Source organism: Actinotignum urematis (assembly GCF_051264595.1).
Taxonomy (GTDB): domain Bacteria; phylum Actinomycetota; class Actinomycetes; order Actinomycetales; family Actinomycetaceae; genus Actinotignum; species Actinotignum timonense_A.
Map to the genome: position 1 here is coordinate 185,212 of NZ_JBOZBG010000001.1, position 13,130 is coordinate 198,341.

The following is a 13,130-nucleotide window of genomic DNA, read 5'->3' on the forward strand; positions in this document are numbered from 1 at the left end:
TTACCGCCCCGTGAGCTGCCAAGCGTCCTCCCCGGATTCGCCGGCGGGGTCATCGTCGTCGTACCAGGTGGGGACGGTGCTCTCCGGGTCGTGTGTCAGTGGATCTTCGGCGTAGCGGTTTGCGTACCCGGTGCCGGCTCCGGCGCCGTTCGCACCGTTTGCACCGTTTGCACCATTAGCACCGTTCGCTGTGCCCGCACCGTTTGCGCCGTTCGCACCGTTTCCAGCGTAGGCGCCATTAGCACCGTTCCCGGCGTTCCCGCCGTCCGCACCGTGCCCCGTTGCGGCGCCGCCTGCCCCGGCCTCGGTTTCCGCCTCGCTCGGTTCGTCCTCGTAAATAGAGTCGCGTTCTCCGCGCAGCATGGCGAGGGCATCCTCCACCAGTTCCGGGGCCACCAGCACGTCGCGGGCCTTGGAGCCTTCGGAGGGCCCCACGATTTCGTATTGTTCGAGCAGGTCCATCATCCGCCCCGCCTTGGCAAAGCCGATGCGCAATTTACGTTGCAGCATGGAGGTGGATCCGAATTGGGTGGTGATCACGATTTCCGCGGCCTGGAGCAGGATATCGAGGTCCTCACCGATTTCTTCGCGCTGTTTCTTTTCGCGCCCGGCGGCTTCCACCGTTTCTTGGAAATCTTCGCGGTACTGGGGGCGCAGCTGCGTCTTCACGTGCTCGACCACGCGCTCAATTTCCGCCTCGTCCACCCAGGCACCCTGGAGGCGAATCGGTTGAGCACCGCCCGGCATAAAGAGCGCGTCACCCTGGCCAATGAGTTTCTCCGCCCCGCCCTGGTCAAGGATGGTACGCGAGTCGGCCAGCGAGGAGGTCATAAAGGCCAGGCGGGAGGGAATATTTGCTTTGATGAGACCGGTGACCACGTCCACGGAGGGCCGCTGGGTGGCGAGCACCAGGTGAATACCGGCGGCGCGCGCCAGCTGGGTGATGCGCTGGATGGAGGATTCCACGTCGCGCGGGGCCACCATCATCATGTCAGCCAATTCGTCCACCACAACCAGCAGGTAGGGGTAGGGCTGGAGGGTACGGTGCGGATCGTGTGCCTTAACGGTGCCCGCCCGGATCGCCTCGTTGAAATCGGTGATGTTCTTGAAGCGGTAGGACTGCATATCGTCGTAGCGCGCGTCCATCTCCTTGACCACCCATTCCAGCGCCTCGGCGGCCTTCTTCGGGTTGGTGATAATCGGGGTGATGAGATGGGGAATACCCGCGTAAATCGTCAGTTCCACGCGCTTGGGATCCACGAGGATCATCCGCACTTCGTCCGGGGTGCAGCGCATAAGTACCGAGGTAATCATCGAGTTGATGAACGACGACTTTCCCGCACCGGTAGCGCCCGCCACCAGCAGGTGCGGCATTTTTGCCAGGTTGGTGACCACGAACTGCCCGCGCACATTCTTCCCCACCGCCACGGTGAGGGGATGGTGGTCACGGCGCGCCACGTCGGAAGCCAAGACGTCGCCCAACTGCACCACTTCACGGTCCGCATTGGGAATCTCAATACCGATCGCAGATTTGCCAGGAATGGGCGAAAGAATACGCACATCGGCGCTTGCCACCGCATAAGCAATATTTTTCGAGAGCTGGGTGATGCGCTCGACTTTGACGCCCGGCCCCAGCTCCACTTCGTACTGGGTGACCGTCGGTCCGCGTGAAAAGCCGACCACCTGCGCATCCACCCCGAAATCGGTGAAGACCTGGGTGAGCGCGGCAACAACGCGATCATTCGCCTCGGTGCGTTCGGGATGCACCGCCCCGCGTTTGAGCAGATCCGGGGAGGGCAGCTCATACAAAATACTCGGGTCAAGGGCTAGCTGCTGGGTGCGGGTGAACGGTGCGCCAGTATCGGGTGCGGGAAGATCAGGCACCGTGGCCGCCGCATCCTGGGTTTCTGTAGCGCCGCCGGTTTTCTTGGTACGCACCGTTTTTTTCGGCGACGACGCCGCCCGGCCCGCCGCCCCGCTACCCGCCGTGGCTTGCGGCAGCACCGTGGTGGCGCCCTGGCCCTGCGCATCATTGGCACCGCTGGCACCGTTGGCACCGTCTGCCCAGGCGGCCCCCGCCGCCCCGTCCGCGCCGTTCCCGCCGTCACTGGCGGCGGGATCGGTAGCGGCGTCGTCGTGCTCAGAAGAAGCCCCGGACAGTGCCGCATCCAAGTAACTGCGCGCGGTTTTCTTGCCGCGCCGCGACGTGCGCCCGGCGCTGGGGAGGCGGGTGGTGTTCTCCGCCGCGTCAATATCATGCGGGGAATCGTAGGGCACCGAGGCGGAATGCCCACGGTTGGCGATCTCCTCCCCCGCATCAAGCTGGCGCTGTTCGCGCCGGTCTCGAATGGTGGCAGCAATATCCGCCATGGACACGTCGGCAATATAGAGCCCGGCCCACAAAATAATAATGACGAGAATGGGAACAGCACCCCACGGGGAGAACAGCATCTCGAGGACGCCCCCGCCAAGCCAACCGATCAGGCCGCCGGCGTTTTCTACGTCCGCGAAGTGGTCGGCCGGGCTGCGCGGTTGTTTCACAACGTGAATAATGCCGGCCAGGCACACCACGATAATCAACACGCCCAGCAGTACCCGCCGGTGTTCATTCCCGCGCGCCGGGACCACCAGCCTGATAGCGAGGGCCAGGAAGACGGCGGGAATAAGAACGGAGAGCAGCCCGAAGATACCTGCGGTGGCGTGGTGAATAACCCCGCCGAGTACCCCGGAAATATTGAACCATTCGCGCAGTGCCACAATAACCGCGAGACCGAGGAACGTCGCCACGAGGGCGTTGCGTACATTCCCCGTCAGCTGGCGCCCCTCCGCCCGCTCCGTACCCGCACCGTTAGCGGACGGTGCGGTACGGCGGGACGGACGGCGCGCGGGCGCCGTCGTCTCTTTCTCGGTTTTTTTGACACGTCGCTGAAACTTCACATCAAAAGCCTAGCCTTTGTGCAAAAAGTTGCCCCTCCCGGCGCGCCGCATGCGAGGGGGACTACACCTCCACGACGGTCGGAATAATCATGGGCGAACGGCGCAATTTACGCGAGACCCAGCGCCCCACCACGCGTCGCATGGCCTGCTGCATCCCGTAGCTATCCGAGCCCTTCGCCACGGCTTCTTCCAGGGCACGCGTGACTTCCGGAGTGATGCTGTCAAAGACGGTCTCATCTTCGGCCATGGCGCGTGCCTGGAGGTGCGGGCCGGTAACGATGCGCCGCGCATTGGTATCCACCACCGCGAAAATAGCAATAAAGCCTTCGTTGGAGAGGATCTGGCGGTCCTTGAGTTCGGATTCGGTAATATCCCCGACCGAGGAACCGTCCACGTAAATATTCTGGAAAGGCACCGAGCCGACGAGGCGAACTTCGCCGTCGATCATATCGATAACCGAACCGTTTTCCGCCAGAATCACATTATCGGCAGGCACCCCGGTTTTCACCGCGACACCGGCATTAGCGACCTGGTGGCGCACCTCCCCGTGAATGGGCATGGCGTAGGCCGGCTGCAAAATGTTGTAGCAGTAGAGCAATTCGCCCTGGGCGGCGTGCCCCGATACGTGCACCCGCGCATTTCCCTGGTGGATAACATTCGCGCCGAGCTTGATAAGCCCGTTGATCACCCGGAACACCGAATTTTCGTTTCCGGGAATGAGGGAGGAGGCCAGCAGCACCGTATCCCCGGGATTAATTGCCACCTTGGGGTGGGAACGATTCGCGATGCGGGAAAGCACCGCCATGGGTTCGCCCTGGGAGCCGGTAGACATGTAGATGCGGCGGTTTTCGGGCAGATCCTTCATATTTTTGAGATCGACGACGGTGCCCTCTGGCACGTCCAAATACCCCAGATCCTCCGCAATTTTCATATTGCGCACCATGGAGCGGCCCACGAAGGCAACCTTGCGCCCGTTGTGGGCCGCGGCGTTGAGGACCTGCTGGACCCGGTGCACGTGCGAGGCGAAAGAGGCGACGACGATCTGCCCGGTGGCCCCGCCGATCACCGAATCGATCACCGGCTGAATTTCCGACTCGGAATGCACAAAACCGGGGATTTCCGCGTTGGTGGAATCGCACATGAACAGGTCTACGCCTTCATCCCCGGCTGCTGCGAATGCACGCAGGTCGGTGAGGCGCCCGTCCAGTGGGAGCTGGTCCATCTTGAAATCACCGGTGATAAGAATATTGCCCTCCGGGGTGCGGATGAACAGGGCCAGCGCATCCGGAATGGAATGGTTGACGGCAATGAACTCAAATTCCATGCCCGCGATACTCATGGAATCCCCTTCGGCCACCACGGTGACATTCGGGGTGATGTGATGCTCCTGGAGTTTCGCCTCCACGAAAGCAATGGTCAATTGGGAGCCGATCACCGGGATATCCGGGCGCATTTTCAGCAGGTAGGGCACCGCCCCGATATGGTCCTCATGCCCGTGGGTGAGCACGATGGCGGCAATATCCTCGAGGCGGTCTTCCAGGTAGTCAAGATTGGGGAGAATAAGATCAACACCGGGCTGGGCTTCTTCGGGGAACAGCACGCCACAATCAGCAACCACCAGTTTTCCCTGGTATTCAAGAACATTGCAATTGCGGCCAACTTCACCGAGCCCACCTAGGGGAACGATACGAACGGCGTTCCGCAGCGGTGGTACAGATTTCTTCACTTCATCACTCACCCCTGTATTCTCTCACGAAGCGGGGCGCTTCCATAGGTGCTTCATGCCCGGGCGTAAAACTGGCGGCTTGCTAGTCCGCGGCGGCGGGGCACGGCGCGGCGCGGGGAGCACAACCTCGGCGCGGCACGGCGCGGCACGGCGCGGCACGGCGCGGCACGGTGCCCGCACCCTCGGCGGGGCACGGCGCAGCACGGGGCGCCCGCCGCCGTTGCCGCCGTGCCCGCACCGGCTAATCCGCGAGGAGCCCTTCGGCGCGCAGCGCTTCCGCCAGTTCCGCGATCTGCGCCGCGGAGGCTCCCACCAGGGGTAGCCGCAGGGTTGCCGAGGGGATAACCCCGAGGAGCTTGAGCGCCTCTTTGGCCATAACGGCGCCCTGACCACTTCCCATAATCGCGGAAATAATATGGCGCTGCGCGGCGGCTTCCCGGCGGGCGGCGGGCAGATCCCCGGCATCAACCTGCTCCACCAGGGCCCGCAAGCGCGCCGCAATAACGTGCCCGGCCACCGAAATCACCCCGGAGGCACCGTGGGCGAGCCAGGCGAAATTGAGGGCGTCGTCCCCCGAGTAATACTCCAGGCCGGTACGCGCCATTTTCACGAAACCTCCCGCCACGTCCCCGGTGGCATCTTTGACGGCGAGGATGCGCGGATGCTCCGCTAGCCGTAGCAGCGTATCCAATTCGAGCCGCACCCCGGTGCGCCCCGGGATATCGTAAACCATGACGGGCAGATCGGTTGCTTCCGTCACGTTCAAAATATGCTGGTACACGCCCTCTTGGGAGGGCCGGTTGTAATACGGGGCGACGACGAGCAGCCCCTGCGCCCCACTTTTTTCGGCACCGCGGGCAATGCGCACGGCGTGGGCAGTGTCATTAGAACCGGCGCCGGCGATAACCATGGCGCGATCCCCCACCGCCGCGCACACTTCCCGCACCAATACATCTTTTTCGGGCTGGTGCGTGGTGGGAGATTCCCCGGTGGTGCCCGAGAGGAGCAGGGCATCGCAGCCCTGGTCCACGAGGGTGGTGGCCAGCGCCACCGCGGCATCAACATCCAAGGAGCCGTCGACGTGAAAAGGGGTCACCATCGCAACGCTGACGGATCCGAAACTGCGTGAAGGCAAAGTGTGCTCGTCCATGAGCTCAGCCTATCGTCCCCAGCTCATATACTGCTCTAATCCCACCTGCACGCCCGGATGTTGGTCAATGCCACGGATAGCGAGAAGCACCCCGGGCATAAACGATTCGCGAGTAAAAGAATCCTGGCGCAAGGTGAACTGTTCGCCCGGGTTGCCCAACAGCACCGTTTCGTGGGCGTTCAGGCCCCGTAGGCGCACCGCGTGCACCGGGATGCCGGCAATTTTCTCCCCGCGGGCGGGCGCCGGCCCACAGGTCGCATCGGGAGCGGGAGCGCATCCGGCCGCCGCCCGGGCCGCCGCGATTTTCTCCGCGGTGGCACGCGCCGTTCCCGAGGGAGCATCCACTTTATCGGGATGGTGCATTTCCACCACTTCGACGGATTCGAAATACGGGGCGGCCATTTCCGCGAACATCATGGTGAGCACGGCGCTCAAACCGAAATTCGGAGCGATGAGCACATGGCGCCCCGTCTCCTTGGCCACCGCCTCAATACGTGCGATTTTTTCCGGGGTCCATCCCGTTGCCCCGACGACGGCGTGGCAGCCGTGAGTCAGGAGGGCTCGCACGGTATCTTCCGTGGCATCGGGAACGGTGAAGTCCACTCCCACAGTGGCGCCCGCCAGGGTCTGGGCGTTGATGGGATCGTCCTTGGTGATCCGGGCGGTCAGGTTCATATCGGGGGCGGCGGTGACGGCGGTGCACACGGTGCTCCCCATCCGTCCCGCCGCTCCCACCACAGCTACGTTGATAGTCATACCGTCCATGCTACGTGGCCTGGATAGACTAGGGGCTATGAGTTTTGGATATGAGCACAGCTCGGAACGTTACGATGCCCGCGGCGGGCGGGACTACCGGGGAGGCCGGGGCCCGCGCGGGGGCCAGGATCGCCAATATGACCGTCGGGATAGGCGGGGCGGGGCGCCCCGTGAACGGCGCGAATTTGCGCGGGTCGAAGGAGGCGACGTCGACCTTATCGACCGCCTCCACGAACTGGACGGACGCAATTACCCTGCCTACAAGTCGGTTATCGGCGATTACGACTACGGCATGTACACGGTGCATATTGATCGGGTGCAATCCGATCCCTACGCCCCGCCGTCCGCGCTGCGGGTGACGGCCGATCCAGCGAAGGTGGGGATTCCCGCTGATTTGCTCACCACTCCGGAGCAGCGCCTGGCTGTTGCTGATTTCCTGGCCCGTACTTTTGCGGAACGCGCCCGCCATTCTCGCGATATTTCCATCGCGAAAGTGGGGCAAGAAATTCTGGAGCGCTCCAGCGCTACCGTTTTCGCCAATCACGTAGAGCTGCGTTTCCAATGCCACTTCCCAGCGCAGGGGCGCACGATCCTCGGGCATGCTATGGCCCAAACCGCAGATGAGTACCTTCCCGAAATCATTGAAGCCACACTCAATTTCTCCTCCGAAGGGGAAGAGTTTGCGGCTCACCGGGACGCGTTACGTAAACATGTAGAAACATATGAGGATTATCTCGCCCTTCAGGACGTGATTCGGGAGCGCGGTTGGATTGGTTTTATTAACGACGGCGCAGTACTGGTGCGCCGGTCGGGTATTTCCGATCTGCCTTTGAGTGATGCCATTGCCTTCTCCAGCCCGGAGAATTTGCGCGAAAGCGTGCAGCTGCCCCATGCCGGTGAGGTGACCGGTATGCCGGTTATTCCGGGTATTACGGTGATCGTCGGCGGGGGCTACCACGGTAAGTCCACGCTGCTCTCCGCGCTGGAGCGCAGTGTTTACCCGCATATTCCAGGGGATGGACGCGAGCTGGTCGCCATGGATCCCAGCGCGGTGAAGGTGCGTGCCGCCGATGGGCGCTGGGTGACCGGTGTGGATGTTTCCGCTTTCATTAATTCCCTGCCCGATGGCACGGACACCACTGATTTTTCCACCGAAAATGCTTCGGGTTCTACTTCGCAGGCCGCCGCGATTGCCGAGTCCATTGAAGCCGGTTCGCGGGTCTTGCTTATTGACGAGGACACCTCGGCCACAAATCTCATGATTCGTGATGAGCGGATGCGTGCCCTGGTGCCGGCAAACCAGGAACCAATTACGCCTTTTGTGGATCGGATTGCTGGTATGGCGCGCGCCGGTATTTCCACCATTATGGTCATGGGTGGCTCGGGCGATTATTTGGATGCCGCGGATCGGGTGCTCCTCATGGACCACTATGTGTGCCACGATGTTACGGAGCAGGCCCGGGAGGTTGCCGCGGCGCACCCGCGGGAGCGCAATGATATTGCCGAGTTTACGCACCCGGCGCCGCGCTATCCGCTCCCCCTCAAGGCCCACGGGGTCAAGGCGAAAACGAAGTCGCGCGGGGTGGATCTTATTTCTCTGGACCGCGCTGATATTGATCTCAGCGATGTGCCCCAGATTGTGGATCCGGGCCAGACCGCTGCGATTGCCTGGGCGATTCGCTCCCTGACCGACCCCACCCGCGCTCTGTGCCTGCGCGGCAAATACACCGTTCCGGAAGGTATTGCGCGCCTGGAGGAGACCATTGCCACGCACGGCCTGGATGCCCTGGGGGCCGGCGAAAAACCGGCTTTCCTGGCCCGGCCACGCGCGGTGGATATTGCCGCGGCGCTCAACCGCTACCGCACCCTCAAGGTGGTGCATGCCCCGGTGGGCGAACCGGCCGCTAGCGAGCCCGCGGCGGATGCGAGGGAGGCGGACGGCGCGGAGGCTGGTGCGGCCGCGCCGTCGGCAACAAGTGCGGGCTCCGCACCCAGTGCCCCGTCCGCGCCATCGGGCGACAGCGCCCCATCCGCGCCTAGCCCGGAGGACGCCGAATAGCCGAAAACCGACTAGCGAACTAGCGGCCCAGCGGAGCGCCCGCTAGTTCTCCGGTCCCACGGTTACGCATGAACGCTGGCCTGCCGCAATGCGGCGGGCCAGCTCGTTTATATCTGCGGCGCGCACGGCGCGGGCACGGCGCAGGTGTTCCTCATGCGAAATGAGGCTGCCGCGCACTAGCTCCGAAGTGCCGAGCCGGGTCATGGCGGTGCCCACCCGCTCGGCGTCGAACACAATATCGGCGCGCAGGCGCCGGAAGGCGGATTCCGTTTCTTCTTCGCTCACGCCGTCGCGGGCGAGGCGATCCAATTCGGTCATCATGAGTTCGCGCACGGTACCCACATTATGCGGGGCGCAACCGGCCGCCAGGCAGAACATGCCGCCTTCGCGGTAGCTGATCGGGAAGGAATAGGTCGAGTAGGCCAGAGCGCGCCGTTCCCGAATTTCCTGGAAAAGCCGCGAGGAGGTTCCCCCACCCAGAATCGCATTGAGGGCGAGCAAGGCGGGCAGATCCTCACTGGTCAAGCGCAGCCCCGGCATCCCCACGATAACCGCCGCCTGCTCCACTTCCTTCGGAACGTGCAGCTCGCGCGCTTCCTGGTAGACGATAGGCGGAGCGATACGGCGCGGGTGGGCGTCACGCTCCGTGCTCAGGTCCCAGCCTCCGGCGCTCAGCGCACCCACCGCCAGCTCGCATAGCCTGTCGTGATCAACGGCGCCCGCGGCAACCACCACCACTTCATCAGGATGGTAGACCCCGTGATAGTGCTCGAGAAGCGCCTCGTGCTGGAGGGCCCGCACCGTCTGCGCCGTTCCCCCAACGGGGCGCGCCAACGGGTGATCCCCGAAGACCAGCTGCGGGATTTTTTCCATCGCGGTATCGGTGGCGTCGTCGGCATACATCGCGAGTTCTTCGAGGATAACGCCGCGTTCCACAGCGAAATCTTCGGCGCTGAGGGTCGCGCTGGTGAGCATATCGGCGAGGATATCGATGGCCTGGGGCAGGTCCTCGTCAAAAATATGGCCGTGATAGTGGGTGTATTGCTTCGAGGTGGCCGCGTTGAATCCCCCGCCCAGGTAGTCCGTTTCTCGCGAAATATCGAGGGAGCTGCGCCGCTTCGTGCCTTTGAACAGCAGGTGCTCAAGGAAATGGGTGGATCCTTGGGTCTCCGCCACTTCGTCGCGAGACCCGGCGCCCACCCACATGCTGACGTAGGTGGAGTGAATATGGGGCAGGCGGTAGCTGAGGACACGTAGCCCGCCGGGGAGGACGGTGCGGCGTAGGAGTGCGCCGTCGTCGTCAATATTGAGACTGGCGCCCGCGTTAAGCGGAAGGGGCAGTTCGCTATACATCATGGGAATACTTTTCTGGATAGTTACGCAAACTCCCCGAACGTCCGGAAACATTCGGGGAGTTCACTATGCCTTAGCGCCCGTGGGCGCAGGTTTTAGTCTTCGTCCGTGTGGACGGTGCGACGACGCCGCCGCGAGCCGCGACTTCCACGCGAACCGCGACTCGAGCTGGAGTCAGCATCGGAGTCGTCTGCCGAGGGTGCGCTGGGCGCCGAGGACTCGCTGCGCCGGCGCGAACGGGAGCGCGCCCGATTCTGCCGCGGGGCGCTCTCCTCCGCTTCGCCGTGAGCGCCGTTATCGCCCTGATCGGAGCTTTCCGCTTCGGCGTTCTCTTCGCCTTCCGGAACGACCGCTTCCAGGGAGATCTTGCCGCGATCATCAATTTCGCCGATTTCGACCTCGACCTTGTCGCCCACATTGAGGACATCTTCCACGTTCTCCACGCGCTTGCCACCCACGAGACGGCGAATCTGGGAGATGTGAAGGAGGCCGTCGCGGCCCGGGGTGAGGGAGATGAACGCACCGAAGGTAGTGGTCTTGACCACGGTACCCACGTAGCGTTCGCCCACTTCGGGGAGCTGCGGGTTGGCGATGGAATTGACGGTGTCACGAGCGGCTTCCGCGGAGGCGCCGTCGGCAGCACCAATGAAGACGGTGCCGTCATCCTCGATGGTGATTTCCGCACCGGTATCTTCCTGGATCTGGTTGATCATCTTGCCCTTGGGGCCGATGACTTCGCCGATCTTATCCACCGGGATCTTCACGGTGAGGATACGGGGAGCGGTGGGCGCCATCTCATCGGGGCCGTCAATGGCCTGGTTCATGAGATCGAGGATGGCCAGGCGGGCGTCACGGGCCTGGGACAGCGCCGCGGAGAGGACTTCCGCGGGGATGCCGTCCAGCTTGGTGTCCAGCTGCAGCGAGGTCACGTAGTCGCGGGTGCCGGCCACCTTGAAGTCCATATCGCCCAGGGCGTCTTCCGCACCGAGAATATCGGTGAGGGTCACGTACTTAGTTTCCCCGTCGATCTGAGCGGAAATAAGGCCCATGGCGATGCCGGCAACCGGGGCCTTGAGCGGCACACCCGCGTTGAGCAGGGACATCGTGGAGGCACACACGGAGCCCATGGAGGACGAGCCGTTCGAGCCCATCGTCTCGGAGACCTGGCGGATCGCGTAGGGGAATTCCTCGCGGCTGGGCAGCTGGGATTCCAGCGCCATTTCGGCCAGGTGCCCGTGCCCGATTTCACGGCGCTTAGGGCTGCCCACGCGCCCGGTTTCGCCGGTGCAGTAGGGCGGGAAGTTGTAGTGGTGGATGTAGCGCTTGTGGGTAATCGGGGAAAGATTATCCAGCGGCTGCTCCATCTTGAGCATATTGAGGGTGGTCACCCCGAGGATCTGGGTTTCGCCACGCTGGAAGATCGCCGAGCCGTGCACGCGCGGCAGCACGCCGGCCTGCGCGGAAATCGAACGAATATCGGTGGGGCGGCGCCCGTCCATACGCACGTTTTCGGTGAGGACGTGGCGGCGCATGACTTCCTTGAAGTGATCATTGACCGCAGCGGCGAGCCCAGGGCCGTCTTCTTCCAGGTTGAACTGGGCATCGGCGGGCACCGTCAGCTCGGAAACGATCTGATCGGTGAGGTCATTGAGCGCGGTATCGCGCTCCACCTTGTCCACAATCCCGAGGATGGTGTTGAAACGATCACCGAGAACATTCCCGACGGCCTCGAACTGGGCGTCGGTGTAATTCGGGAAGAAGGGGTAGTCCGCGGTGGGCTTCCCGCATTCGTTGATGAGGCTGAGCTGCGCTTCGCAGAGGGTGCGGATAACGCCCTTGGCGGCTTCCAGGCCCTGGGTAATAACCTCTTCGGTGGGGGCAATACCACCGGCGGCCACGTTCGCTTCCGTTTGTTCGGGAGCTTGGGCCTCCACCATGGTGATGGCGACGTCGTCCCCAACAATGCGCCCGGCAATATCCATGGAGAAGGTGGCGCGCGCCATTTCCGACCAGCGCGGGAAGGCGATCCACTGCCCGTCCACGAGGGACACGCGGGTGCCGCCGACCGGCCCGGCAAAGGGCAGATCCGTCAGCGAGGTGGACAGGGATGCGGCGTTGATCGCGAGAACGTCGTAGGCATCATCCGGGTGGATGGAGAGCACGGTTTCCACGATCTGCACTTCGTTACGCATGCCCTTGGTGAAAAGCGGGCGCAGCGGGCGGTCGATGAGGCGGGCGGCCAGAATGGCGTCCGTACCGGGCCGGCCTTCGCGGCGGAAGAAGGAACCGGGAATTTTACCGGCCGCGTAGGAGCGTTCTTCCACATCCACCGTCAGCGGGAAGAAATCGAAGTGTTCCTTCGGGCTTTTCGAGGCGGTGGTGGCGGAGAAAACGGTGGTTTCCCCGTCCAGGTAGGCCAGGGCGGCGCCGTTGGCCTGCTGGGCCAGCAGCCCGGTTTTGAATCGAATGGTACGTGTTCCAAAGGAGCCGTTATCAACAACGGCTTCCACACTATGAATATTGGGACCCTCCACGGGACCTCCTTTTATTTCGGCCGCGAGGCGGCCATCAGTGGTAATTCACGAAAACGGGCCCTAGCGTTCCCGCCTTCGTCAACCATCACCGAAGACCACGTTCGCGGTACTCCACATGTTGGGGTGCGTAGGCGCACCGCACCCTGTCTATCGTAATGCCCGAGCAAGCAGCTGAGCGCCGCGCACAGTTCACTTGCGGCGATGCTGAGCCGCTTCTCACGCCTGCGGGCATACGGAAAGCGGCCCGGGATGAAACCCGAGCCGCTTTAAGTACTTATCGACGCAAGCCGAGGCGTGCGATCAGCGACCGGTACCGCTCGATATCTTCCTCAGCGAGGTAGCTGAGAAGGCGGCGGCGCTGGCCGATAAGAAGCATGAGGCCACGACGCGAATGGTGGTCGTGGATGTGCGAGCGGAAGTGCTCCGTCAGCTGCGAAATACGAGCCGAGAGCAGCGCCACCTGCACTTCGGGGGAACCGGTATCGCCCTCGTGCGTGGCGTATTCGGCAATGATCTTCTGCTTTTCTTCAGGCTTGAGGGCCATGCGATTCTCCTTAGTTTCCGTTGCACGGAGCTCCGGGGCATGTTCTCCCAGGCATGACGCTACCGTGGCCG

8 protein-coding genes are annotated in these 13,130 nt (G+C 63.1%); 1 reads left to right on the top strand and 7 read right to left on the bottom strand.

Annotated elements, in window-relative coordinates; translation table 11 throughout:
* The 4 genes from ACRQDJ_RS00845 to dapB all read right to left on the bottom strand — a co-directional run bounded on the left by ACRQDJ_RS00845 (position 1) and on the right by dapB (position 6,569).
* Positions 1-2,937: an FtsK/SpoIIIE family DNA translocase gene (locus ACRQDJ_RS00845; protein ID WP_284904187.1), complete on the bottom strand. Its 2,937-nt coding sequence runs from the start codon at positions 2,935-2,937 to the stop codon at positions 1-3.
* A 61-nt stretch (positions 2,938-2,998) separates the two neighbouring features.
* Positions 2,999-4,675, bottom strand: coding sequence for a ribonuclease J (locus ACRQDJ_RS00850; RefSeq protein ID WP_284889643.1), 1,677 nt, complete (start codon positions 4,673-4,675; stop codon positions 2,999-3,001).
* Positions 4,676-4,904: 229 nt separating this feature from the next.
* Complete coding sequence (gene dapA, locus ACRQDJ_RS00855) at positions 4,905-5,813, bottom strand: 4-hydroxy-tetrahydrodipicolinate synthase (RefSeq protein ID WP_284904189.1); 909 nt, start codon at positions 5,811-5,813, stop codon at positions 4,905-4,907.
* A gap of 9 nt (positions 5,814-5,822) precedes the next feature.
* Positions 5,823-6,569 (bottom strand): 4-hydroxy-tetrahydrodipicolinate reductase, encoded by a 747-nt coding sequence (gene dapB / locus ACRQDJ_RS00860; protein ID WP_284904190.1) that lies wholly within the window; start codon positions 6,567-6,569, stop codon positions 5,823-5,825.
* 37 nt (positions 6,570-6,606) lie between these two features.
* Here dapB and ACRQDJ_RS00865 point away from each other — a divergent pair, with 37 nt between their 5' ends.
* Positions 6,607-8,628, top strand: a complete 2,022-nt coding sequence (locus tag ACRQDJ_RS00865) for an ABC-ATPase domain-containing protein (RefSeq protein WP_284904192.1) — start codon at positions 6,607-6,609, stop codon at positions 8,626-8,628.
* A gap of 42 nt (positions 8,629-8,670) precedes the next feature.
* Here ACRQDJ_RS00865 and ACRQDJ_RS00870 read toward each other — a convergent pair whose 3' ends face one another.
* From ACRQDJ_RS00870 to rpsO, 3 genes are all read right to left on the bottom strand, one after another.
* Positions 8,671-9,984: a M16 family metallopeptidase gene (locus ACRQDJ_RS00870; RefSeq protein ID WP_284904193.1), complete on the bottom strand. Its 1,314-nt coding sequence runs from the start codon at positions 9,982-9,984 to the stop codon at positions 8,671-8,673.
* A gap of 92 nt (positions 9,985-10,076) precedes the next feature.
* Positions 10,077-12,515 (bottom strand): polyribonucleotide nucleotidyltransferase, encoded by a 2,439-nt coding sequence (locus ACRQDJ_RS00875; protein WP_435717715.1) that lies wholly within the window; start codon positions 12,513-12,515, stop codon positions 10,077-10,079.
* Positions 12,516-12,789: 274 nt separating this feature from the next.
* A complete protein-coding gene (gene rpsO / locus ACRQDJ_RS00880) occupies positions 12,790-13,059 on the bottom strand; it encodes a 30S ribosomal protein S15 (protein ID WP_016442511.1) in 270 nt (89 codons plus the stop codon).
* Positions 13,060-13,130: the final 71 nt, after the last annotated feature.

What these genes read in the sequence shown, in the direction of transcription:
- dapA (WP_284904189.1), bottom strand. Translation starts at nt 5,813, where the DNA reads ATGGACGAGCACACTTTGCCTTCACGCAGTTTCGGATCCGTCAGCGTT.
- dapB (WP_284904190.1), bottom strand. Translation starts at nt 6,569, where the DNA reads ATGACTATCAACGTAGCTGTGGTGGGAGCGGCGGGACGGATGGGGAGC.
- ACRQDJ_RS00865 (WP_284904192.1), top strand. Translation starts at nt 6,607, where the DNA reads ATGAGTTTTGGATATGAGCACAGCTCGGAACGTTACGATGCCCGCGGC.
- ACRQDJ_RS00870 (WP_284904193.1), bottom strand. Translation starts at nt 9,984, where the DNA reads ATGATGTATAGCGAACTGCCCCTTCCGCTTAACGCGGGCGCCAGTCTC.
- rpsO (WP_016442511.1), bottom strand. Translation starts at nt 13,059, where the DNA reads ATGGCCCTCAAGCCTGAAGAAAAGCAGAAGATCATTGCCGAATACGCC.